Annotated in this window: 20 protein-coding genes; 16 read left to right on the top strand and 4 right to left on the bottom strand. The window is 51.6% G+C overall.

All coding sequences use genetic code 11. The features are described 5' to 3' along the window. Positions 1-14 precede the first annotated feature (14 nt). Positions 15-1,235, top strand: coding sequence for a PLP-dependent aminotransferase family protein (locus LDL70_RS09825; protein ID WP_121991425.1), 1,221 nt, complete (start codon positions 15-17; stop codon positions 1,233-1,235). 276 nt (positions 1,236-1,511) lie between these two features. After that, positions 1,512-3,134, top strand: coding sequence for an ABC transporter substrate-binding protein (locus LDL70_RS09820; RefSeq protein WP_225684950.1), 1,623 nt, complete (start codon positions 1,512-1,514; stop codon positions 3,132-3,134). 80 nt (positions 3,135-3,214) lie between these two features. Here the strand turns inward: LDL70_RS09820 and LDL70_RS09815 are convergent, their stop codons facing one another. Beyond that, on the bottom strand, positions 3,215-3,643 hold the full coding sequence (locus tag LDL70_RS09815) for a BA14K family protein (protein ID WP_225684949.1): 429 nt from the start codon (positions 3,641-3,643) through the stop codon (positions 3,215-3,217). A 318-nt stretch (positions 3,644-3,961) separates the two neighbouring features. Between LDL70_RS09815 and LDL70_RS09810 the strand changes: the two genes are divergently transcribed. From LDL70_RS09810 to LDL70_RS09790, 5 genes are all read left to right on the top strand, one after another. Further along, positions 3,962-5,032 carry an endonuclease/exonuclease/phosphatase family protein gene (locus LDL70_RS09810; protein ID WP_225688485.1) on the top strand — a complete coding sequence of 357 codons (1,071 nt, stop codon included), beginning with the start codon at positions 3,962-3,964 and terminating at the stop codon, positions 5,030-5,032. 29 nt (positions 5,033-5,061) lie between these two features. After that, positions 5,062-5,769, top strand: coding sequence for an NUDIX hydrolase (locus LDL70_RS09805; protein ID WP_225684948.1), 708 nt, complete (start codon positions 5,062-5,064; stop codon positions 5,767-5,769). A gap of 162 nt (positions 5,770-5,931) precedes the next feature. After that, the gene (locus LDL70_RS09800; RefSeq protein WP_225684947.1) at positions 5,932-6,885 is read left to right on the top strand and encodes a PhzF family phenazine biosynthesis protein; all 954 of its coding nucleotides are present in this window, start codon (positions 5,932-5,934) and stop codon (positions 6,883-6,885) included. 72 nt (positions 6,886-6,957) lie between these two features. Beyond that, on the top strand, positions 6,958-7,794 hold the full coding sequence (locus tag LDL70_RS09795) for a DeoR/GlpR family DNA-binding transcription regulator (RefSeq protein ID WP_225684946.1): 837 nt from the start codon (positions 6,958-6,960) through the stop codon (positions 7,792-7,794). A 78-nt stretch (positions 7,795-7,872) separates the two neighbouring features. Beyond that, positions 7,873-10,353, top strand: coding sequence for an FAD-dependent oxidoreductase (locus LDL70_RS09790; RefSeq protein WP_225684945.1), 2,481 nt, complete (start codon positions 7,873-7,875; stop codon positions 10,351-10,353). Positions 10,354-10,390: 37 nt separating this feature from the next. Here the strand turns inward: LDL70_RS09790 and LDL70_RS09785 are convergent, their stop codons facing one another. Continuing rightward, on the bottom strand, positions 10,391-11,254 hold the full coding sequence (locus LDL70_RS09785) for a MurR/RpiR family transcriptional regulator (RefSeq protein WP_225684944.1): 864 nt from the start codon (positions 11,252-11,254) through the stop codon (positions 10,391-10,393). Positions 11,255-11,371: 117 nt separating this feature from the next. On the opposite strand from LDL70_RS09785, the gene LDL70_RS09780 reads away from it, so the two are divergent. From LDL70_RS09780 to LDL70_RS09750, 7 genes are all read left to right on the top strand, one after another. Further along, complete coding sequence (locus LDL70_RS09780; RefSeq protein WP_075656203.1) at positions 11,372-12,997, top strand: ABC transporter substrate-binding protein; 1,626 nt, start codon at positions 11,372-11,374, stop codon at positions 12,995-12,997. A 142-nt stretch (positions 12,998-13,139) separates the two neighbouring features. Next, positions 13,140-14,117: an ABC transporter permease gene (locus LDL70_RS09775; protein ID WP_075656205.1), complete on the top strand. Its 978-nt coding sequence runs from the start codon at positions 13,140-13,142 to the stop codon at positions 14,115-14,117. Continuing rightward, on the top strand, positions 14,114-15,013 hold the full coding sequence (locus tag LDL70_RS09770; protein WP_225684943.1) for an ABC transporter permease: 900 nt from the start codon (positions 14,114-14,116) through the stop codon (positions 15,011-15,013). Before LDL70_RS09775 ends, LDL70_RS09770 begins: the two co-directional genes overlap by 4 nt. After that, positions 15,013-16,014, top strand: a complete 1,002-nt coding sequence (locus LDL70_RS09765) for an ABC transporter ATP-binding protein (protein ID WP_225684942.1) — start codon at positions 15,013-15,015, stop codon at positions 16,012-16,014. The genes LDL70_RS09770 and LDL70_RS09765 overlap by 1 nt, the downstream gene beginning before the upstream one ends. Then, positions 16,011-17,012, top strand: a complete 1,002-nt coding sequence (locus tag LDL70_RS09760; protein ID WP_225684941.1) for an ABC transporter ATP-binding protein — start codon at positions 16,011-16,013, stop codon at positions 17,010-17,012. Before LDL70_RS09765 ends, LDL70_RS09760 begins: the two co-directional genes overlap by 4 nt. Next, a complete protein-coding gene (locus LDL70_RS09755) occupies positions 17,012-17,887 on the top strand; it encodes an alpha/beta hydrolase (protein WP_225684940.1) in 876 nt (291 codons plus the stop codon). The genes LDL70_RS09760 and LDL70_RS09755 overlap by 1 nt, the downstream gene beginning before the upstream one ends. 26 nt (positions 17,888-17,913) lie before the next feature. Continuing rightward, the gene (locus LDL70_RS09750; RefSeq protein ID WP_225688484.1) at positions 17,914-19,332 is read left to right on the top strand and encodes a M20 family metallopeptidase; all 1,419 of its coding nucleotides are present in this window, start codon (positions 17,914-17,916) and stop codon (positions 19,330-19,332) included. 75 nt (positions 19,333-19,407) lie between these two features. Here LDL70_RS09750 and LDL70_RS09745 read toward each other — a convergent pair whose 3' ends face one another. Continuing rightward, positions 19,408-19,755, bottom strand: a complete 348-nt coding sequence (locus LDL70_RS09745) for a hypothetical protein (RefSeq protein WP_075656216.1) — start codon at positions 19,753-19,755, stop codon at positions 19,408-19,410. Between the two features lie 162 nt (positions 19,756-19,917). On the opposite strand from LDL70_RS09745, the gene LDL70_RS09740 reads away from it, so the two are divergent. Together LDL70_RS09740 and LDL70_RS09735 are read left to right on the top strand one after the other, a co-directional pair. Then, positions 19,918-20,241: a hypothetical protein gene (locus LDL70_RS09740; RefSeq protein ID WP_022709126.1), complete on the top strand. Its 324-nt coding sequence runs from the start codon at positions 19,918-19,920 to the stop codon at positions 20,239-20,241. A gap of 132 nt (positions 20,242-20,373) precedes the next feature. After that, positions 20,374-20,709, top strand: coding sequence for a hypothetical protein (locus tag LDL70_RS09735; protein WP_022709125.1), 336 nt, complete (start codon positions 20,374-20,376; stop codon positions 20,707-20,709). A 288-nt stretch (positions 20,710-20,997) separates the two neighbouring features. Here the strand turns inward: LDL70_RS09735 and LDL70_RS09730 are convergent, their stop codons facing one another. Continuing rightward, the gene (locus LDL70_RS09730) at positions 20,998-21,336 is read right to left on the bottom strand and encodes a hypothetical protein (protein ID WP_225684939.1); all 339 of its coding nucleotides are present in this window, start codon (positions 21,334-21,336) and stop codon (positions 20,998-21,000) included. Positions 21,337-21,363 lie beyond the last annotated feature (27 nt).

Below are 21,363 nucleotides of genomic sequence, written 5' to 3'. Positions count from 1 at the left end.
TATGAGGAACCCCCATGCTGGATTGGGAAAAAATATTCGCAACACGTTCATCGCGTATGAAAGCGTCGGAAATTCGTGAATTGTTGAAACTGCTTGAGCGTCCGGATATTATTTCTTTCGCGGGTGGTATTCCTGATCCGAAACTGTTTCCGGCAGAAGAATTCAAAGAAGCCTATGCCGATATTTTCGCCACGGGCAAATCCGATGCAGCGCTGCAATATTCGGTAAGTGAAGGCTATAAGCCGCTGCGCGAATGGCTGCAGGGTGAAATGGCAAAAATCGGCGTGCCTTGCACTGCTGAAAATATCTTCATCACTTCCGGTTCACAGCAGGCGCTGGATTATCTCGGCAAGCTGTTCCTGTCGCCGAATGATACGGCGCTGGTTGTGCGCCCGACCTATCTCGGTGCGCTACAGGCTTTCAATGCCTATGAGCCGACCTATGATACATTGCAGCCAAACGGCAACCGTACTCCGGCTTCCTATGAAGAAGCTGCTGAGAAGGCTGGCGGTAAGGTGAAATTTGCCTATTTCTCAGCAGATTTCAGCAATCCGACCGGTGAAACCATTGATCGTGAAGGCCGTGAAAAGCTGATCGATCTGGGCGATGAAATGGATATCGCGCTGATCGAAGATGCTGCCTATCAGTATCTGCGTTTTGACGGCACACCGATCCCGCCGGTTCTGGCGCTGGAAATTGAGCGCAAAGGCTCGATTGAAAATACCCGCACCATCTATTCCGGCAGCTTCTCCAAGACGCTGGCACCGGGCTTGCGTGTTGGTTATGTCGTTGCCAATGCTACCGTGATCCGCAAACTGGTGCTGATGAAACAGGCTGCTGATCTGCATTCCTCAACCATCAATCAGCTGGCTGTGCATCATGTTGCTGCCAATGGTTTTGATGCGCAGATTGCTAAAATCCGCTCTGTCTATTCGCACCGCCGCAATAAAATGCTGGAAGCGCTGGATAAATATATGCCGAAATCGGCAACATGGACAAAGCCTGAGGGCGGTATGTTCGTCTGGGTCAATCTTCCGGATTATATGAATGGTGCTGATCTTCTGGCCGCTGCGATTGAGACAGAGAAAGTGGCTTTTGTTCCGGGTAAAGCATTCCATGCGGATGGCACCGGTGCAAATACGCTGCGTCTCGCCTATTCCTGTGCCAATGACGAGATGATTGATGAGGGCATCAAGCGCCTTGGCAATCTGATCCGTGCCCATGAGAAAAATTGAGAATAAGCAATCTCATTGAATGAAAAAAAGCCGGAGCCTGCTGCTCCGGCTTTTTTATATCTTCACGGCCGGAGTTTCAGCTGAAGTATATCACCGTTAAATGGATGTATTTAATTGCGATATGCATTGGTGCTTAACCTGCTGAATTTACGGCTTTCTTTGCAAAAAGATGCTTGGCTTTGTCCGGCAATCCTGTAGCCTGACCTTGTTATAATTTTATAAATCTGAGTCCTTATACAGCGACAGGATTCAGGCGGAGAGATTGAGGGGAAACTCATGACTATAATTAAAAAATACACGCTGGCTCTGGCCTGTGCGTCGGTGCTTGGTCTGTCAGCGGTTGCTGCACAGGCGGCAACGCCGGCGGATACGCTGGTTGTGGCAATGGCCATTGATGATGTGATTTCTCTCGATCCGGCAGAAATTTTCGAGATCACCACGTCGGAAATTCTGACCAACACCTATGAACGTCTGGTGACCACAGATCCGAAAGATCCGACCAAGATCATTCCGCAGATTGCGGAAAGCTGGGTGGTCTCGGAAGATGGCAAGACCATTACTTTCAAGGTTAAGCAGGGGCAGAAATTTGCTTCCGGCAATCCGCTGACGGCGCAGGATGTTGTTTATTCTCTGCACCGCGCGATCAAGCTTGATCTCAGCCCTGCATTCATCATCAGCCAGTTTGGTCTGAACAAAGACAATGTGGAAAAGCTGGTGACTGCGCCGGATGATTATACGGTCGTGTTCTCTACGGAAGAAACTTTTGCGCCGAGCTTCGTGCTCAATGGGCTGTCTTCCAGTGTGGCTTCTGTTGTTGACAGCAAGCTGGTTGAAGAACATGCGGTTAAAACCGAAAGAACGGAAGCCAAGCCGTTTGATACAGATTTCGGCTATGACTGGCTCAAGCGTAATTATGCAGGTTCCGGCGTTTACAGCCTGAAAGAGTGGCGCTCGAATGAAGTGATCCTGCTGGAGCGCAATGAGAATTACAGCGGCCCAAAACCGGCTGTAAAACGCGCTATTTATCGTCATGTGAAGGAGAGCGTGTCGCAGCGTCTGCTGTTGCAGGCCGGTGATATTGATGTCGCCCGTAACCTTGAGCCGGGTGATATTGCAGAATTTGCCAAGAACAGCGATTTCAATATTCTCAGTGCTCCGAAGGGGCGCACCTATTATCTGACAGCCAACCAGAATGTGCCGAACCTTGCCAAGCTGGAAGTCCGTCAGGCGATGAAATATCTCGTTGATTATGATGCGATTGAAAATACGCTGATTAAGGGTATCGGCCGCACACATCAGTCCTTCCTGCCACTTGGTATGTTCGGAGCGATTGATGACAAGCCGTTCAAACTGGATGTTGATAAGGCGAAGCAGCTTCTGGCCGATGCCGGTTTGCAAGACGGTTTCAGTGTGACGCTCGATGTGCGTAATACACAGCCAGGCGTTGGTATTGCTGAAAGCATTCAGCAGACTTTTGCCAAAGCCGGTATCAAGGTTGAGCTGTTGCAGGGCGACGGCAAGCTGACGACAACAAAAGTACGTGCGCGCAAGCATCAGCTTTCGCTGGGTATCTGGGGCCCTGATTACTGGGATCCGCATACCAATGCATCGACCTTCTCCTATAATCCGGATAATGGCGATGAAGTGTCGATGAAAACGACAGCATGGCGCAGTTCATGGGACATTCCAGAAATGTCCAAGGAAACCATGGATGCGGCAAAAGAAACAGACACTGCAAAACGCGAGCAGATGTACCACAAAATCCAGAAGGATTTTCAGGAGACAAGCCCGTTCGTGATGCTTTATCAGCAGATTGAAACGGCTGTTGCTGCCAAAAATGTCAAGAACTTCAATATGGTGGCTGATGCCAATTATATTACCGAAGTCAGCAAAGACTAAACTTCAGCGCCTGCTGTAAATCATTTATGCCCCTTCCGCGATCAATGGCTGAAGGGGCATAATTATTTGAGACGCAAATTTCAGAAAGGCGAATTGCAGGTGGTGCGGCTGCCGGCAAAAGGCTGATATGTATTATCGGACGCACGATATGAGCGGTACTGATTGCTGCACCACTGCATATGATTGATATTATCGCCCGCATTGGCTGATTTTGCCGAGCCGATGCGTTTTGTAGCGCCGCGCTGTACCAGCGGATCGCCGTTTTTATAATGCAGTACGCCGTCTTCCGTATAATAGGCGCCGCTTTCTTTGCAGAGCGTGGAGCCGTAACAGTTCCGGCTGGCAGGGTCTGCACGGTTGCCGCCGGTAATGCCGCCGACAATCAGAAGGCCGGTCGGGTTCAGAGATGGAATGCCGCCGCTGATCTGGTTGCCGCCTGCATAGGCTGATGCGCCGGAGAGCAGGGCAATGCCCACTGTGAATGCGGTTTTCAGAATGAATCTGGACATAGGGATATCCGTTCGTGAATTTATATAGCTTAAGGCTAATATAGTACAAAAATGCTGCCAATTTAAGGGGCAGGCTTTCTGAAGAAAATCAGTTGCAGGCAATATCACTGATTGCAATTCAACATATGGTGTTTAGGTTGAGTTATCGCATGCCGCGGAAAAGTGGGTGCCGGTTTATCCTGTAAGCCGGATGTGAACGCAATGATGAGTAGCTTAATGTCTGAGACGGTTTCTGCGCAATCAACACCGGTTATGGATAATGTTCAGCCAGAAGGGCCGGTATTATTCACCTTAGCGACATTCAATATTGAAAACCTGATGCGCCGGTTTGATTTTACCGGTTATCGCAATGAGTTGCGGCAGGATCGCTCATTGCAGCTCTTTGCGATTGATAATGAAACACAATACCGTCAGCTCGAACAGGCGCGGATGGTGGCGCATACGGATGATACGCGGCAATTATCTGCTCTGTCGATTGCGCAGACACGGGCGGATATTCTCTGCTTGCAGGAAGTTGATGATCTCGCTGCACTAAATGCTTTTGAATATGGCTATTTGTTCAAGATGGTGGGGCAGGGCTACAAACATAAATATCTGATCGATGGTAATGACAGTCGCGGTATTGATGTCAGCGTGATGATGCGTGACGTAACGCGCAGCGGCCACACGATTGAGCTGGTGAAGCTGGAGAGCAATGCACATCTGACCTATCAGGATCTTGGTATTTATGATCCTGTACTGTCCTCCGTGGGGATTGAAGCCCATGAGCGGGTGTTTAAACGCGATTGTCTGATGCTGGATCTGCGCATTGGCGGCAAGCCGCTGACGGTCTTTGTTACGCATTTCAAATCCATGGGCGGTGTACGCTATGGTCAGGATCCGAAACTGACGACGCTGCCGGTACGGCTGGCCGAGGCGCAGGCGGTTCGTATGATTATCGAGAAAAAATTCGGCCGTGACGGTGCTGCGGATGCTTCATGGGTGATCTGCGGTGATTTCAATGATTATTACGAGAAGCTCGCGATAAGCGGCGACCAGTGGGACGGCTATGATTTTACGCCGGTTCAGGAGCCGGATAATTGCCTGAATGTGTTTCTCAATGACAGTTTTGCGGTCAATCTGGTGGAGCGGCGGCCGGAGCTCGATCGCTGGACATTGTATCACACACGTGGCCCGCAGGAGCGCCACCTGTGCCAGCTGGATTATATCTGGGCATCACCGGCTCTGGCGCAGCGCAATGCACAGGCTGTGCCGGAAATTATCCGCAATGGTCAGCCTTACCGTACCTTATTTCCTGAAGGGCAGGATGTGGTGCGCTTCCCGCGCATTGGCTGGGACAGACCAAAAGCGAGCGATCATTGTCCTGTTGCCGTCACACTTGAGCTTTAAGGACAGGCTCAGTCTAACGGAGCAGACGAATGCAAAGCAGAGACAAGAACAGGGTTTATCCTGTCCGTGATGTCAGGATACAGGTTGTTGGCGGTGTTCCTGATTATGTTGTCCGGAATCAGAAGGCTATTAATGAAAACTGGCAGCAGGAAGTAGCAAGCAATCCGACACTCTATGACGGAGAAATTTATCTGGCAGCAGAGGCCGTTTTAGCGGACGGTATTTTGCGTGCGCCCTATCAGCGTACCAGTTTTCGCAGTCTGCTTTATTGGCGCAAAGACAAAAGTACGGATAAGCCGTTTCATATTTTCGGCTGCGGCGTCATCGTCTCCTCAGATAATCAGCTATTGCTCGGACAAATGGCCTCACACAACGCTGTCGGCGGCCGGATTTATTTTCCGGCGGGTTCCAATGATGATCAGGATATTGTTGACGGCGCGGTTGATCTGGACGGAAATGCCAGACGTGAAGTGCTGGAGGAAACCGGAATTGATCTGAATCATGCAGTGCGCACCGGCGGCTATAGTCTGGTTATGTGTGATCGCAGTCTGGCGCTGTTCCGTTGTTATTATTTCGACCGCACGGCGAATGAATTGCAGAGGCAGGCGGAGGAATTTATCGCAGCGCAAAGGCAGCCGGAATTATCGCGGGTGCTGATGATCGGGCAGGGCGGCATATTGGATGAACGCAGTCCCGATTATATTCGTACTTTCACCGACTGGTATTTTGCGCAATAGTAACGGCATATGATGCGGGCGGCTGAGATTTGAATTGCATATTATGCACTTCATGAATCATTTGAATGTTTTAACCGGCAATGCAAATGTGTTGAATCAGATACGGTACTTTTGAAAGTTCCGGAGCGGGGCGGACATGGATCATCTTAAAGGGCAGGGAATATGAACGGCATGGCTGTACAGGGGCGTTTCTACGAGATCTATGATGTTTTCACAGAGAAAGCTCTAAGCGGTAATCCGCTTGCTATTGTTCATGATTCTGAAAGGCTGGATGATGCCACAATGCTGGCCATTGCCCGCGAGTTCAATCTCTCGGAAACTGTGTTTGTTGCTCCTGCAGTTAATCCGCTGCATACAGCTTCGATACGGATTTTTACGCCGGATTATGAGTTGAATTTTGCCGGTCATCCGACCGTGGGTACGGCGGTTGCGCTGGCCTATAAAAATTGCAACGGACAAAAACCTCAGACCGACCTGATTATGACGCTTGAGGAAAAAGTCGGGCCGGTACGTGTTGCGGTTCATTGCGCAGGCTCCGGTGACACGGAAGGGCAGTCGGCTGCCTTCGCCGAATTTGACTTGCCACGCCTGCCTGAGCGCGTGAATATCACCGTAGAGAAGGAGCAGGCCGCCGCTGCCTTGCGCCTCAATACACATGAAATCGGCTTTGAAAATCACGTACCTTCGGTCTGGAGCGGCGGTAAGCCGTTTGTGCTGGTGCCGGTGAAGAATATGATTGCCGCAGCCAAAGTTGTGGTCGATCCGGTTTTTGTGGAAGATCATATGCAGGCTTTTGAAGGTCGTGCGATACCTTTCTACATTTATACCCGTGAGACACGGCTCTTTGAGAGCAATTATCATGCGCGGATGTTCACATCCGGCAAGCATGTCTATGAAGATCCGGCCACCGGTTCTGCGGTTGCCGCCTTTGCCGGTGCAATCAACGAATTTGACCAGCCTGTAGACGGGCTGACACAGTTGTGGATTGAGCAGGGTATTCAGATGGGCAGACCATCGCGCATCCGGCTGGAGTTGGATGTGGCTGCGAAGAAGCTGACCGGTGCGCGCATCGGCGGCAGTGCGGTTAAGGTTGCTGAAGGCTATCTGAAGATTTAGAATATGTTGCATTGCGTGGCTGGTTCTTGATAAAAGTCACAAGATGCAACATTTCTGTATCTGGAGTTGTCTGTGGCAGAAACCTCATCGCAATCTGATCCTCAAAATCCGGCTGATCCTCAAAACCCGTCCGGACAACGCATTCTGGCATCGCAGCGTCATGATGAAATTCTGCGCAGGCTGAATGAAGATGGCGTGGCGGGTATCAGTGAGGTTGCGGCGTTTTTTGACGTCTCACGGGAGACAATCCGCCGTGATCTGAAACTGCTGGCACAGCGGGGATTGCTGGCGCTGGTTCATGGCGGGGCTACAAAAATCCAGCTTCATGAATTGGCCTTCGGGTTGCGCAGTCAGGAAAATAGCGGAGGTAAAGCCGCAATAGGTCAGGCCGCCTGTGCCTTGATCCGTTCCGGCATGGTAGTTTTTCTGGACTCCGGCACAACGACTTTGGCTCTTGCTCAGGCTTTAACACAACAGGATAAAGCACCGAAAAACCTGACAATCTGCACCACAAGTCTGCGAATTGCATTGCAGCTTTGCCATGTGCAAACCATTCGCGTGCATATTTTAGGCGGTGAGATCAGCCCTGAAGAAGAGGCCAGCGGCGGTATTGATGTATTACAGGCGCTGGAGCATTTCCGGTTTGATCTGGCATTTCTTGGCACGGGCGGCATTACTGCCGAGGGCGAGATTACGGACTTTACCCGTAATGGTGCGGAATTGCGCTCACGGCTGTCTGTTGTTGCCGGTGAAGCATGGTTTCTGGCCAGCGCAGAGAAATTCGGACGCATGACGCCGCTGCGTGTTGCACATTATGAGCAAGCCGCAGGCATTATTACAGATCACAGACCGGAGCCGCAGTTTGTGACGGCACTGGCTGAGAAGGGCCTCCGCTTGTATATTTCATAAATGTGATTTTTTGTTGCATTTAATGTTGTTTTTTGTTGCTTTGTTTTTATAGTGATCTCAACCGGAGGGAGTGAGGTCATGACAGAGCATAATGCAGATCATAAAGACAAAGCAGACAGTTTTCCGTCTCAGGCGCGGGTGGTGATTATTGGCGGGGGCATTATCGGCTGTTCCGTTGCCTATCATTTGACCAAAGCTGGATGGACAGATGTTGTGTTGCTGGAGCAGGGCAGTCTGAGTTGCGGCACAACATGGCATGCGGCAGGACTGGTGGGGCAGTTGCGCAGCCATGCCAATATGACCGGCCTGATCCGCTATTCCACTCAGCTTTACAGCGAACTTGAGGCAGAGACCGGCTTAGCGACCGGATGGAAAAAATGCGGCTCCCTGTCTGTTGCCCGCAGCAAAGATCGCATGACCGTTTTGCAGCGCACCGCTGCCTCCGCCCGTGCGCAGGGTGTCAATGTCGAGGTTATTTCAGCCCGTGAGGCAGGTGATCTCTGGCCGGTCATGGCGACGGATGATTTGCAGGGGGCGGTCTGGCTGCCGGATGATGGCAAGGCCAATCCCAGTGATCTGACACAATCTTTGGCGCGCGGCGCACGAATGCGCGGTGCCAGAATATTGGAACGGGTTCAGGTGACCGGTATTACCGTGAAAAACGGTCGTGCTTGCGGAGTTGAGACGGATCGCGGGAATATTACTGCAGAAATTGTGGTCAATTGCGCGGGGCAATGGGCACGTAAAGTCGGACAGATGTGCGGCGTAACGGTGCCTCTGCATTCGGCAGAACATATGTATATCGTCACCGGAAAGATTGAGGGCGTGCATCCGGATTTACCGGTTATGCGTGATCCGGACGGTTATATTTATTTCAAAGAAGAGGTTGGCGGTCTGGTCATGGGCGGTTTTGAGCCGCAGGCCAAACCGTGGGGTATGCAGGGGATTCCTGATAAGTTTGAATTTGCTTTGCTGGAAGATGACTGGGATCAGTTTGAGCCGTTGATGGAAAATGCTCTGATCCGCGTGCCGCAACTGGCGGAAGCAGAAGTGAAGAAGTTTTATAACGGTCCTGAGAGCTTTACCCCTGATAATAATTTTATTCTCGGTGAGGCACCGGAACTGAAGAATTTCTTTGTTGGCGCCGGTTTTAATTCCATGGGTATTGCCAGTGCCGGTGGTGCAGGACGTGCGCTCGCGGAATGGATTATCAATGGTGCTCCGACGATGGATTTATGGCCGGTGGATATTCGTCGGTTTGCCGGATTCAACAATAACCAGCGCTGGTTACATGACCGCGTTAAAGAAACGCTTGGTCTGCATTATGCCATGCCCTGGCCAAACAGGGAGCTTGATACGGCACGGCCGTTCCGCCGGTCGCCGCTTTATCATCTTCTGGAGGCGAAGGGGGCTTGTTTCGGCTCGAAAATGGGGTGGGAACGCGCGAACTGGTTTGCGGATAAGGGGCAGAAGCCGGAGACGGTCTATAATTTCGGGCGGCAGAACTGGCATGAGAATGTCGGGCGTGAAATGCAGGCTGTGCGCGAGCGTGTTGCTCTCTTTGATCAGAGTTCTTTCGCCAAGCTGCTGATACAGGGGCGTGATGCCTGTCGGGTTCTAAACCATCTCTGTGTTGCTGATATTGATGTGCCGGTGGGGTCGTCGGTTTATACAGGCATGCTCAATGAGCGCGGCGGTTATGAAACAGATCTGACTGTATTGCGGCTTGGCGCAGAGAAGTTTCTGATTATTACCGGCTCCGCGCAGGCAGTTCACGATGCGGATTGGATTAACCGGTATATTGCTGAAGGCGATTATGTAACGGTCACCGATGTTTCCTCCGCCTATGCAGTGCTGGCACTGATGGGGCCGCAATCCCGCAGCCTATTGCAAAAACTGAGTGATACGGATTTCAGCAATGCAGCATTTCCGTTTGGTCAGGTGCGTGAAATCGGCGTGGGCTATGCAACCGCTTTTGCCAACCGCATGACCTATGTGGGGGAGCTTGGCTGGGAACTGATTGTGCCTGTTGAATTTGCTGTAGGCGTTTATGAAGCGCTGCAGGAAGCGGGGCAGGAATTCGGCCTGCGTGATGCCGGATATTATGCGTTGGAAGCCCTGCGCCTTGAGAAAGGTTATCGTGCATGGAGCCGCGAACTGACACCGGATATTAATCCCTATGAGGCCGGACTGGGTTTTACTGTAGCAATGGACAAGGCCGGTGGTTTTATCGGGCGGGATGCGCTGGTGAAGTTCAAGGCTGATAATCTTCTGAAGCGGCGCATTGTGCAGCTGACGCTTGATGATGCAGATGCCGTTTTGTGGGGCGGGGAACTGATCCTGCGCAATGGCGTGCCTGCCGGTGAAATCCGTTCTGCCGCCCATGGTCATACATTGGGCTGTGCTGTTGCCTTGGGGCTGGTCAGTCATGCGGAGGGCGCTAGTAAAGACTGGCTGGAGCAGGGGGATTTCGAGGTTGATGTTGCCGGTCAGCGCTACCCTGCGCAGATGCATTTGCGCAGTCCTTATGATCCGAAATCCGAACGGGTAAAGATCTGATTTTGATTCAATAATTTGCCGGATGATGTTGTTTTATTTATAAAAACAGATCTTCCGGCGGGCTTCCGATTGTGGAGGCGACTATGTCGGGGCGGCGTGCCGCGACCGCTGTCACAATGGCATCTGCCAACGCAAAGATTGCTGCCGGAGAATTCGGCAGCAAACGGTTCCGCGCCGGTGCGAAAAAGATCGTATCAGCAACCTGAACGAGCGGTGATGTCGGGCTGTCGGTGATTGCCAGAATCACTGCCCCTTTTTGCTTGGCAGCTTTGGAAAGCTGCACGGTATTGTTGGAATAACGCGGCATGGAAATAGCGATAACCACATCGCCTTCATCCACCGATCGCACAAAATTGTTGGAATATTGGGATGCGCCGCGTGACAGAATATTGGACACGTTTTTCTCCGTATAGAGAGCCAGTCCTTCTTCCAGCAATGTCGCCGCATAATGGCTGGCGCCGGTGCCGAGAATGATGATGCGTCTGGCATTGATAATGGCTTCAATAAATGCCTCCGATGAAGGCGTATCAATATTGGCAATCGTGTCTTTGATATTGTCGGAACAATCGGCCAGGACAGTATGCAAATAGGCACTTTGCTGACCGGACTGGGCGTTTTCAGCGTTGTTTAATCTGTTAACTGACGGTGAAAACTGAAAATCCGAGACAATTTTTTCACGGAATTCACCATAGCCGCTATAGCCCGCCGCACGCACAAAACGGGTGATTGTGGCGGTCGAGCTGCCACTGGCATGAGCCAGCCCTTCAATCGACATGGCAACGACATCCAGCGGTTTTGCCAGAACAAAATCGGCAATCCGGCGATAGGATTTGCTGAATGAAGGATATGCCGCAGACATGCGGTTGGCAAAATCGGACTTGGGATTCAAAGTTTGCGACATGATGGTTTCCGGTGTTGACGGCATAAAATTTTCATATACTCTATTTTTGAAAATAACCATGTCAAATATAATGACAATCATATCAAAAATGACATTCGTTGGGGAACGGAGACTTTTATGTATAAAAAAATGCTCGTGGCGAGTCTGCTGGGAACAACTCTGCTGAGCTCTGCTTTGATGAGCGGTGCGGCATCAGCTGAAACACTGCGCATTGCGCTCGGATCAGAACCGACTGCAATTGATCCGCATTATCATGATCTGACACCGAATAATGCTTTGGCAGTTCATATATTTGACGGACTGACCCGTCAGGATGAAAAGCAGAATGTACATCCGTCTCTTGCAAGTTCATGGGAGAATGACGGCAAGAATACCTGGACATTCAAACTGCGGGAAGGCGTGACTTTCTCTGATGGTTCACCTTTTACTGCCGATGATGTGATCTTTACTTTCTGCCGCACGCTGAAAAACGAAACAGCAATTGCCGGTTCCTTTGCGGACATTACCGCGAATTTTGAGTCTGTTGAAGCACCTGATGCGCAGACACTGGTGATTAAGACCAAAGCGCCTGAGCCGCTGCTTCCGTCCTTTATCGGCACTGTGGGTATTCTGAGTTCCTCAATCGTCAAACATGACAAGATCAGTTTCGCACCGGAGCAGAATTGCGGTGTGACCGGTGCTTGGCCGGTGGTTGGTGATTTCAATGACGGCAAACTTGCAATCGGCACCGGCCCTTACAAGCTGAAAAGCTATGTGCGCGGTTCTGCTATCGAGCTGGAACGTAATGATAAATATTGGGGCGAAGCCGAGCCATGGGAAGCTGTGCGTTTCCTGCCGGTTCCGAATGCCGGTCCGCGTCTCGCCGGTCTTCTCGCCGGTGACTATGATATTATTGAAAATCCGGCTGCGCGTGATCTGTCCCGTATCAAGGATGACAAGCGTTTCGGCTATACGATCACACCTTCAACACGCGTGATTTATTATCAGCTTGATGTGGCGCGTGATGAAAGCCCTTATGTCAAAGCTGCTGACGGCAAAAACCCGCTGAAGGATGTGCGTGTCCGTCAGGCTATGTCGCTGGCGATTGACCGTAATGCTATTGTTGCCCGTCTGATGGACGGTGCGGCGGAACCTGCCTATCAGTTCCTGCCTACGGGCATGTTCGGTACGCTGCCAAACCCGCCGGAACTGCGTTATGATCCTGCGGAAGCCAAGAAACTGCTGGCTGAAGCCGGATATCCGGACGGTTTCCAGCTGACACTTTCCACCACCAATGACCGCTATATCAATGACAGCCAGATCACGCAGGCCGTGGCACAATATCTGACGCAGATCGGCATTAAGTCGGATGTGGATGCGATGACCCGCGCCATCTATTTCCCGCGCCGTTCCAAGAAGGAACTGAGTGTGGCAATCGGCGGCTGGGGTTCCACCAGCGGTGAGGCTTCATCCTTCCTGCGTCAGTGGCCGGCAAAACCGAATGAAGAAGGCACTTTGGGCGGCTCCAATTATGGCGGCTATTCCAACCCTGCTTTTGACAAGCTGATCTATGAAGCTGTTGCAACAATGGACGATAATAAGCGTTCGGAATTGCTCCAGCAGGCACAGACCGAAGTGATGAAAGACTATGCTTTCATTCCGCTGCATTTCGAAAGCGGTATCTGGGCGCATAAGGCCAATGTCACTTATACCGGTCGTTCAGATCAGTTCACGATGGCTATGTCTGCCAAGCCGGCCAAGTAACTGAGGGTTAAGACCGGAGCGTGTGACGTGGTTTAGTCAATGTCACCCGCTCTGGAGTCTTTCGAGGGTGCATCATCACAGTCAGACTTGTTCTTGCCTGACGGTGAAATATTTTAGCCCCAGATAATCTGAGAAGCATGTCATGACAGCTTATATTTTGCAGCGACTTATCCAGAGCGCCTTGGTGCTGCTTGCCGTGTCGGTCGCTGTTTTCTTTGCCGTATATGGCATTGGTGATCCGATTGAACTTCTTGTGCCACCGCAGGTCAGCGCTGCCGAACGGCTGGCTCTGATTAAGCGGCTGGGGCTCGATCTGCCGGTATGGCAGCAATATTTCACATTTCTGGGCAATGCCCTGAAAGGCGACCTCGGTACATCTTTCGTTCACGGTGTGCCGGTGGTCTCGCTTATTCTTGCCCGTCTGCCAGCCACATTTGAACTGGTGCTGCTGTCGATGACAGTTGCCGCCGTTGTCGGTATTCCGCTTGGACTGTTGGCTGGTCTCAATCCGGACAGCCGCCCGTCGCGTTTCATTATGGCGGGAACAGTCATCGGCTTTTCGCTGCCGAGTTTCTGGAAAGGCATGATGCTGGTGCTGCTGTTCAGCGTGGCACTTGGCTGGCTGCCGACCGCAGGGCGGGGCGAAACGGTTTCAGTGCTGGGCATTCAGACCAGTCTGTTCACCACCAATGGTCTGCGCCATCTGATCCTGCCTGCGCTTAATCTTGCTATTCCGAATATGGCTTTGATGATCCGCCTTGTAGCCGCGGGCACTACCGAAGCGATGACGCAGGATTATGTGAAATTCGCCCGCGCCAAAGGTGTACGCCGCAAGCGTATCGTCAACCGCCATGTGCTGCGCAATATTCTGATACCGGTTGTGACTGTTGTCGGCATTGAATTCGGCAGTCTTGTTGCCTTCTCCACCATTACCGAAACCGTGTTCTCGTGGCCCGGCATGGGCAAGCTGCTGATTGACAGTATCTACCAGCTCGACCGCCCTGTGGTGGTTGCCTATGTGCTGCTGGCCACGCTGCTGTTCGTCGCTGTGAATTTCATGGTTGATGTGCTCTATGCGGTTCTCGATCCGCGGGTCAAACTTTCCGGAGATATGGTATGAATAAGCCGATTATTCCGGATTATGCCAATACACCGCTGCGCCAGAAAGTGCTGCGCAGCATCCGCAACAAGCCGACAACACGCGGTGCGGGTATCCTGCTCGGGCTGCTGGTTTTGCTGGCTGTGCTTGCACCCTTTATTGCCCCGCAAGACCCTTATGATCTTGCCTCTTTGAGTGTGATGGATAACCGCCTTGCGCCGGGTTCCGCCAGCATGACGGGTTCGGTCTACTGGCTGGGCACGGATGCGCAAGGCCGCGATATGGTCAGCGCCATCCTCTATGGTTTGCGTACCAGCCTGCTGGTCGGTCTGCTGTCGACACTTGGTGCCATGACCATCGGTGTGAGTGCCGGATTGCTGGCCGCACAACTCGGTGGTGTTGCCGATGCGATCATCATGCGTGTGGTGGATTTTATGCTCGGCTTTCCGTCAATGCTGGTGGCACTGGTGCTGCTCGCATCTGTCGGGCGCGGCGTTGATAAAGTGATCCTCGCGATTATTCTGGTGCAATGGGCGCAATATGCCCGCCTGATGCGTGCTTCCGCGCTGGTTGAACGCCGTAAGGAATATATCGAAGCGGCCGTCAATTTCGGTTTGCCGACCCCTTATATTATGCTCCGGCATTTGCTGCCCAACTCCATCGGCTCGGTGCTGGTGATCTCCACCATCAGTATTGCCAGTGCCATCACGCTGGAAGCGACCTTGTCCTTCCTTGGCGTTGGTGTGCCGGTTACCCAGCCGTCGCTCGGCCTGCTGATTGCCAATGGATTTGATTATCTGTTGTCGGGCGAATACTGGATTGCCGTATTTCCGGGGATTGCACTGGTTCTGCTGATTATCTCGCTCAATTTTGTCGGTGACCGCCTGCGTCGCAGCTTTAATGTGAGGGGCGTGTGATGACAGCTTTGCTTGAAGTAAAGGGCTTAAGAACCGTATTTCACCTGCTGGGTGGCGCATGGTCGGCAGTTGACGGCATTGATCTGAGCATTGCGCGCGGCGAAGTGCTGTGCCTTGTCGGAGAGTCCGGTTCCGGTAAATCTGTCACCGGTTTCTCATTGGTGCAATTGATTGATCCGCCGGGGGAAATTGTTGAAGGCGAAATCCTGTTCAATGGCGAAAATCTGCGTGAAGCATCCGATGAACGGTTGCGTAATTTACGCGGCGACCGCATCGCTATGATTTTTCAGGATCCGCTTTCCACACTCAATCCGGTGCTGACCATTGGTGAGCAAATGTGTGAGGCGATCCTTGAACATCGTTCCTGTAGTAAAGCGCAAGCGATGAAAGAGGCTGCGGATGCGCTGGGGCGGGTTGGCATTTCCTCACCGGAAGTGCGGCTCAAACAATATCCGCATGAGTTTTCCGGTGGTATGCGCCAGCGCGTGGCGATTGCCACCGCATTGCTCAATAACCCCGATCTGATTATTGCCGATGAGCCGACCACGGCTCTGGATGTGACCATTCAGAGCCAGATCCTCTATGAGGTGCAGAAGCTGGCACGGGAAACCGGTACTGCCGTGCTGTGGATTACTCATGATCTTGCAGTCGTGGCTGAACTCGCCGATCGTGTGGCGGTAATGTATGCGGGGCAGATTGTTGAAACCGGTGCGGTCGATGATGTGCTGGACAGACCGCTGCATCCTTATACGCAAGGTCTGCTGAATTCGTCTTCCGGCACGGTAAAACCGGGGGAACGCCTGCACCAGATTGACGGCAATGCACCGCGTATTGATGACAGGCCAAGCGGCTGTCCGTTCCGCACACGCTGCGAGCGCGTCAAACCGGTTTGTGCAGAAGTTAATCCCGAACAGCAGGTGATCGACGGGCGGATTTTCCGTTGTCACAATCCGGTATCACTGCCTGTCCGTGAGGCATTTACTCAGGAGGCAAGACCATGAGTGATGCATTTTTTGAAATGCGCGGGGTGAAGAAGCATTTTCACTCCAAATCCACAATGGCTGACCGCATTCTGCGCCTGACAGGGCAGGCCGCACCGGCGCGGGTTTTACGTGCGGTAGATGGTGTTGATCTGAGCATTAAACGCGGTGAGGTGCTGGGACTTGTCGGCGAGTCCGGCTGCGGGAAGTCCACTCTGTCCCGTATGGCTACAGGGATTTATCAACCGACCGCAGGCAATGTGCTTTATGACGGTCGCGCCGTTGAAAAGCTCAAAGGCCGTGAAAAACTCGACTTTCTTTTGAAAGTACAGATGATTTTTCAGGATCCTTACGCTTCGCTTGATCCGCGCATGAAGGTCAATCAGATTGTCGGCGAGGCACTGAAGGTGCATCGCCTGATGCCGAAAGCCGAGATTGCCGGTGCGGTGAACAAAGCATTGGAGGAGGTGGGGCTGGATCTCGCATATCGTGATCGCTATCCGCACCAGTTTTCCGGTGGCCAGCGTCAGCGTATCGGCATTGCCCGCGCTTTGTCAGTTAAACCTGATTTTCTGGTTTGCGATGAGCCGGTATCTGCACTTGATGTGTCTATTCAGGCGCAGGTGATCAATCTGTTTATGGATTTGCGTGCCCGCTACGGGCTGACCTATCTGTTTGTCAGCCATGATCTCGGCGTTGTCCGGCATATCAGCGACCGGATTGCGATCATGTATCTCGGCCGTATCGTTGAGATTGGTTCCGCATCAGCAATTTTCAGCAAGCCTGCGCATCCCTATAGCGCGGCTCTGATTAATGCCAGCCCGTCGATCAGCTGTCGTAAACGTGATTTCCAGCCGCTGACCGGTGATCTGCCATCACCGCTGGCACCGCCTTCCGGCTGTCCGTTTCATCCGCGTTGCGCCCATGCCATGCCGGTATGCCGCGAGCGCCGCCCCGAACTAAAAGATGTGACAGCCGACCAGAGTGCTGCCTGTCATTTGCATAATCCGGAGACATAATGACTACCACCATTCTTCGTCCAGAAACCGGACGCAGTACGCTGCCGTTTGTTGATCAGTATCATCCGGACAGACCGCTGGAAGTAAACTTCTACTGCCCTGAAAGCTACCGTCCTGAAGATCCGGTGATTATCGTGCAGCATGGTATGCTGCGTAATGGCGATGAATATCGTGATTTCTGGATTCCGGCGTCTGAAAAACACCGCTTGCTGATTGTTGCGCCGACTTTCCCCGATGCACAATTCCCGATGGCGGAAAGCTATAATAACGGGCTGATCCTCGATGAAAGTGCAGGGCTTGTGCGTGAAAAGCAGGATTGGCTCTATGGTGTGCCTGCGCGTGTTCTTGCAGCCCTTCAGGCCGGTGGGGTAACCACGCAGAAACAGGCGCGTTTATACGGCCATTCGGCTGGTGGCCAGTTCTCGCACCGTCTGCTGGCCACGCAGGATCACGGTATTTTCTCGGATGTTGTTGCGGCCAATCCGGGTTGGTACACATTGCCTGATCTGACACGTAAATTTCCGGAGGGCATGGGCGGTATTGGTCTCGACGAGACGCAGCTTGCCCGTTGGTTTGCCTATCCGATGCATATCTTCGCCGGTGATCAGGATATTGATGAGGCTGATCCCAATTTGCCGGATCAGCCGGAAGCATTTGCGCAAGGGCCTTCCCGCTATAAACGGGCATATTTCGTCTATGACTTTGCGCAAAAACAAGCGCAAAGCTTAGGCATGCCATTCAACTGGAAGCTGATTGATGTGGCCGGTGTCGGTCATGACGGTGCGGCTATGTCGCGTGCGGCTGCGGCCTACTGGTTTGAGGGACGTATCCCACCCGCATCCGAACTGGTCTTTGAAGAAGCAACCAATCTCTAATTTTATGCAGGAATGATCCAATGAGCATGAATGATCGTCAGGACTTGTGGCAGAAGGTTGAGGACGAAAAGCAGCGCCTCATCGAAATGAGCGACCGCGTTTGGGGAATGCCGGAGGTTTGCTATACCGAAGAGCGCTCTATGGCTGAACATAAGGCCGAGCTGCTGCATCATGGGTTCCGTGTGACCGAAGGCATTGCCGGTATTCCGACCTCTGTGATTGGCGAGGCCGGTGAAGGCGGGCCGGTTATTGCTTTTATGGGCGAATATGATGCGCTGCCGGGGCTCAGTCAGGAAGCCGGTGCGTCCGAGCATAGTCCGATTGAAGCGGGTGGTCATGGTCATGGCTGCGGTCATAATCTGCTGGGTGCCGGTGCATTGCTTGCAGCAGTTGCGTTGAAGAACTATCTCGCTGAGCATAAAATTCCTGGGCGTGTGCGCTATTATGGCTGCCCAGCGGAAGAGGGCGGTGCGGCCAAAGCATTTATGGTGCGTGCCGGTGCTTTTGACGATGCAGATGTTGCAATCTCGTGGCATCCTTACAGCTTCTGGGAAGTGGCTCCGGCTTTATCGCTGGCCAATACCCGTGCGGACTTCATCTTTACCGGTCGTGCTTCCCATGCCGCTGCCGCGCCGCATCTTGGCCGCAGTGCGCTCGATGCGGTTGAGCTGATGAATGTCGGTGTCAATTATATGCGCGAGCATATGCCGTCTGATGCGCGTATTCATTATGCTTTGCTGGATACCGGCGGCATTGCGCCGAATGTGGTGCAAGCCCATGCACGGGTACGCTATTCTATCCGTGCGATGGATTTGCAGACCATGCTCTCACTGGTGAACCGCGTGAACAAGATTGCGCAGGGTGCGGCGATGATGACCGAAACCCGTATGGAGATGAAGATCGTCAGCGCGGTTTCCAATACGCTGAGCAACAAACCGCTTGAGCAGGCGCTGTATCGCACAATGCAAGAGCTTGGCGCACCGGAATTTGACGATCAGGATCGTGATTATGCCCGCAAAATCCGTGCTACTCTTTCACCGGAAGAAATCTCCTCCGTCTATAATGTGATTGGTATGCCGGAAACGGATGCGCCATTGGCCGAGTTTTTGGTGCCGCTTGATCAGCCACATAAGCCGCAGATCGGCTCGACTGATATCGGTGATGTCAGCTGGGTAGTGCCGACTGTGCAGGTTCATGCGCCGACAGTGGCCATCGGTACGCCTTTTCACACATGGCAGGTGGTGGCGCAGGGCAAATCTCCGGCGGCACATAAAGCCATGGTGCATGTGGCAAAAGCAATGGCCGCGACCGGTCTTGCTGTGCTGAGTGATCCGGTGCTGATGGCAGATGCCAAGGCAGCATTGGCGGCGCAGACCACCCGCACACCTTATATCAGCCCGTTGAACGAAGGCGTTGAGCCGCCGCTGGATATGTCCAAAGGCTGATGGTTGTTTAAAGCGCTGATAAAATGAAAAAGGCAGCCTTCAGGCTGCCTTTTTTGCTGATGATTTTGAGTGCTCTCAATCATTCGATTTGGTGCGATACCAAATATATCCGATACCAATGATGGCTATAAATGGTGCGAAAGCCCATAGCAGCGCATTGATGAATAGTTTCAGCATCATCAGGATCAGCGCATTCATCAGGAAAATATTCTGTCCCATGACAAGATTTTTCAGCTCATCCCAGACGAGTTTTGAAAACGGGAACATAAGCGTGCAGATTGCAAAATAGAAAAGCGGGGCGACCTGCGCGCCGTTTTTTGCCTGCAAAGCTACCGTGACCATTAAAGCGAAGAAACAAGCACCAATTAACCAGGCACGGATCAGATATGTGCGTTCAACACCGTTCAGAATACGCCCTAACATTTTACCTCAGTCATATTTATGAATATTGATAAAGGGGCGTATAACTTTCATGTGTCGAAAAAGTAAACAAATCAAATAATTTGGTATTACTGAGACTATGTTCATGCCCGGTACAGTTTTGAATGTTATTGTGCAACTGTAATTTACGACAGGAAGTCCGGTATGTTTTCAAAACCTATAATTATCGCTTTGGCACTGGCAGTCTTTCCGGTTTCGGCACATGCAACAACAGGACCGGGTTGTCTTCGCGTTGTGAATGTTGATGCCGGTGATGCGTTGAATGTTCGTGCGAGACCCTCTGCAAAAAGCAGAATTGTGATTTCAATTCCTGCCAATAATTATGGTGTGCTGGCTCTGAAGGGGGAATGCACACCGAAGACAATTCCGTGGGGACAGCGCTGGTGTCCGGTCAGCTATTCCTATGAAGACGGTACATTGCACGGTTTTGTTAAAGCCCGTTTTGTTCGGGATCAGGAATGCCCGTGATCAAATTCATTCATGGATGAACGGGATATGTATGACTAAAGTATAAGTCAGTCTTTTGACTGCCTTATTTGTTTTACTTGACCTTAATCAATCCCTTGGCCAATTAGACTGTGTGTATATGGTGGGGGAATCATGAAGATCAAATTAATATTAGCTCTGTCTTTGACAGTATTTTCTGTAGCATGTGCTAAAAGACCTGATGCTATAGTGCCGGTTGATATTCCGATGGCAGCTTATTCAAATTTGAACTGTCAGAGTTTGGCTCATGAATATTCCAGAGAGAAAAGTAATCTTGCTGTTCTTTCTAAACAGCAGAATGATGCCGCAACCGGAGATGCCGTTGGTGTGTTTTTAATCGGTGTTCCGGCTTCGAGCACATTTGGCGGAAATAAAGAAGGACAGGTTGCTGTGTCTAAAGGCAAAATAAATGCCATTGAAGCCGTGTGGAGAAACAAAGGCTGCAGATAGTCATTCGCAATTTTACAGACCCCGCCAAGTGCGGGGTTTTCATTGAAGCAGGAATAGAGTGGCTACAAATGTGCAGATGAAAACAACAATCACAATTGCTGAAAAAGCAGTGCTATTCAGCTGAGTTTTAGGTGGAGGCGGAAGCATTTGCAGCTTCTTTTCAGGATCTGCGTGTTTTACACTTCTGAATTTGTAGATATTATTTTTCATCGGCTAGAGCATAATTTAAAAGTGTTAGAGCGAGTTTTGTGTGCCAAGTCTGGCACACGGCGCTCTATGTCGTTTTATCTAACGATACCGCGAGAATAAATCGAACTGGGCCTGATTGATTGTCTGTTCATTCCAATCAACTTCACGCTTTGATTGCGGTATGAAGTTTCTACGGTGATCGTTGTCGTAGAATAATGTCCCGTGAATGCCAACAGCATTACGTTTCAATATCGGACGTTCCCAAAGAGGAGCCAGTACACGATTGGTTTCATCGTCACCGAGCCGTGCAATGAGGTCTTCAATCAGCTCCATATCACATTCATCCGGGAAGATGATGTTATATTCACTCTCGGTTGCCTGAAATATGCTATAAGTCGCGTTTATTGCACCGTCGATAATCTGGATATTTTTCATCATTATTATCTGCTGTTTTTATCGGACACA

The sequence above is a fragment of the Pseudochrobactrum sp. XF203 genome, from assembly GCF_020341615.1.
In the GTDB taxonomy this organism is placed as follows: Bacteria; Pseudomonadota; Alphaproteobacteria; order Rhizobiales; family Rhizobiaceae; genus Pseudochrobactrum; species Pseudochrobactrum saccharolyticum.
This window is presented reverse-complemented; position numbering and strand designations above follow the sequence as displayed.

Coding starts and splice junctions, on each gene's coding strand:
- LDL70_RS09815 (WP_225684949.1), bottom strand. CDS start 3,643: ATGTCCAGATTCATTCTGAAAACCGCATTCACAGTGGGCATTGCCCTG.
- LDL70_RS09800 (WP_225684947.1), top strand. CDS start 5,932: ATGAACGGCATGGCTGTACAGGGGCGTTTCTACGAGATCTATGATGTT.
- LDL70_RS09765 (WP_225684942.1), top strand. CDS start 15,013: ATGACAGCTTTGCTTGAAGTAAAGGGCTTAAGAACCGTATTTCACCTG.
- LDL70_RS09810 (WP_225688485.1), top strand. CDS start 3,962: ATGCGCCGGTTTGATTTTACCGGTTATCGCAATGAGTTGCGGCAGGAT.
- LDL70_RS09805 (WP_225684948.1), top strand. CDS start 5,062: ATGCAAAGCAGAGACAAGAACAGGGTTTATCCTGTCCGTGATGTCAGG.
- LDL70_RS09755 (WP_225684940.1), top strand. CDS start 17,012: ATGACTACCACCATTCTTCGTCCAGAAACCGGACGCAGTACGCTGCCG.
- LDL70_RS09820 (WP_225684950.1), top strand. CDS start 1,512: ATGACTATAATTAAAAAATACACGCTGGCTCTGGCCTGTGCGTCGGTG.
- LDL70_RS09740 (WP_022709126.1), top strand. CDS start 19,918: ATGTTTTCAAAACCTATAATTATCGCTTTGGCACTGGCAGTCTTTCCG.
- LDL70_RS09825 (WP_121991425.1), top strand. CDS start 15: ATGCTGGATTGGGAAAAAATATTCGCAACACGTTCATCGCGTATGAAA.
- LDL70_RS09770 (WP_225684943.1), top strand. CDS start 14,114: ATGAATAAGCCGATTATTCCGGATTATGCCAATACACCGCTGCGCCAG.
- LDL70_RS09750 (WP_225688484.1), top strand. CDS start 17,914: ATGAATGATCGTCAGGACTTGTGGCAGAAGGTTGAGGACGAAAAGCAG.
- LDL70_RS09760 (WP_225684941.1), top strand. CDS start 16,011: ATGAGTGATGCATTTTTTGAAATGCGCGGGGTGAAGAAGCATTTTCAC.
- LDL70_RS09735 (WP_022709125.1), top strand. CDS start 20,374: ATGAAGATCAAATTAATATTAGCTCTGTCTTTGACAGTATTTTCTGTA.
- LDL70_RS09730 (WP_225684939.1), bottom strand. CDS start 21,336: ATGATGAAAAATATCCAGATTATCGACGGTGCAATAAACGCGACTTAT.
- LDL70_RS09780 (WP_075656203.1), top strand. CDS start 11,372: ATGTATAAAAAAATGCTCGTGGCGAGTCTGCTGGGAACAACTCTGCTG.
- LDL70_RS09775 (WP_075656205.1), top strand. CDS start 13,140: ATGACAGCTTATATTTTGCAGCGACTTATCCAGAGCGCCTTGGTGCTG.
- LDL70_RS09790 (WP_225684945.1), top strand. CDS start 7,873: ATGACAGAGCATAATGCAGATCATAAAGACAAAGCAGACAGTTTTCCG.
- LDL70_RS09745 (WP_075656216.1), bottom strand. CDS start 19,755: ATGTTAGGGCGTATTCTGAACGGTGTTGAACGCACATATCTGATCCGT.
- LDL70_RS09785 (WP_225684944.1), bottom strand. CDS start 11,254: ATGTCGCAAACTTTGAATCCCAAGTCCGATTTTGCCAACCGCATGTCT.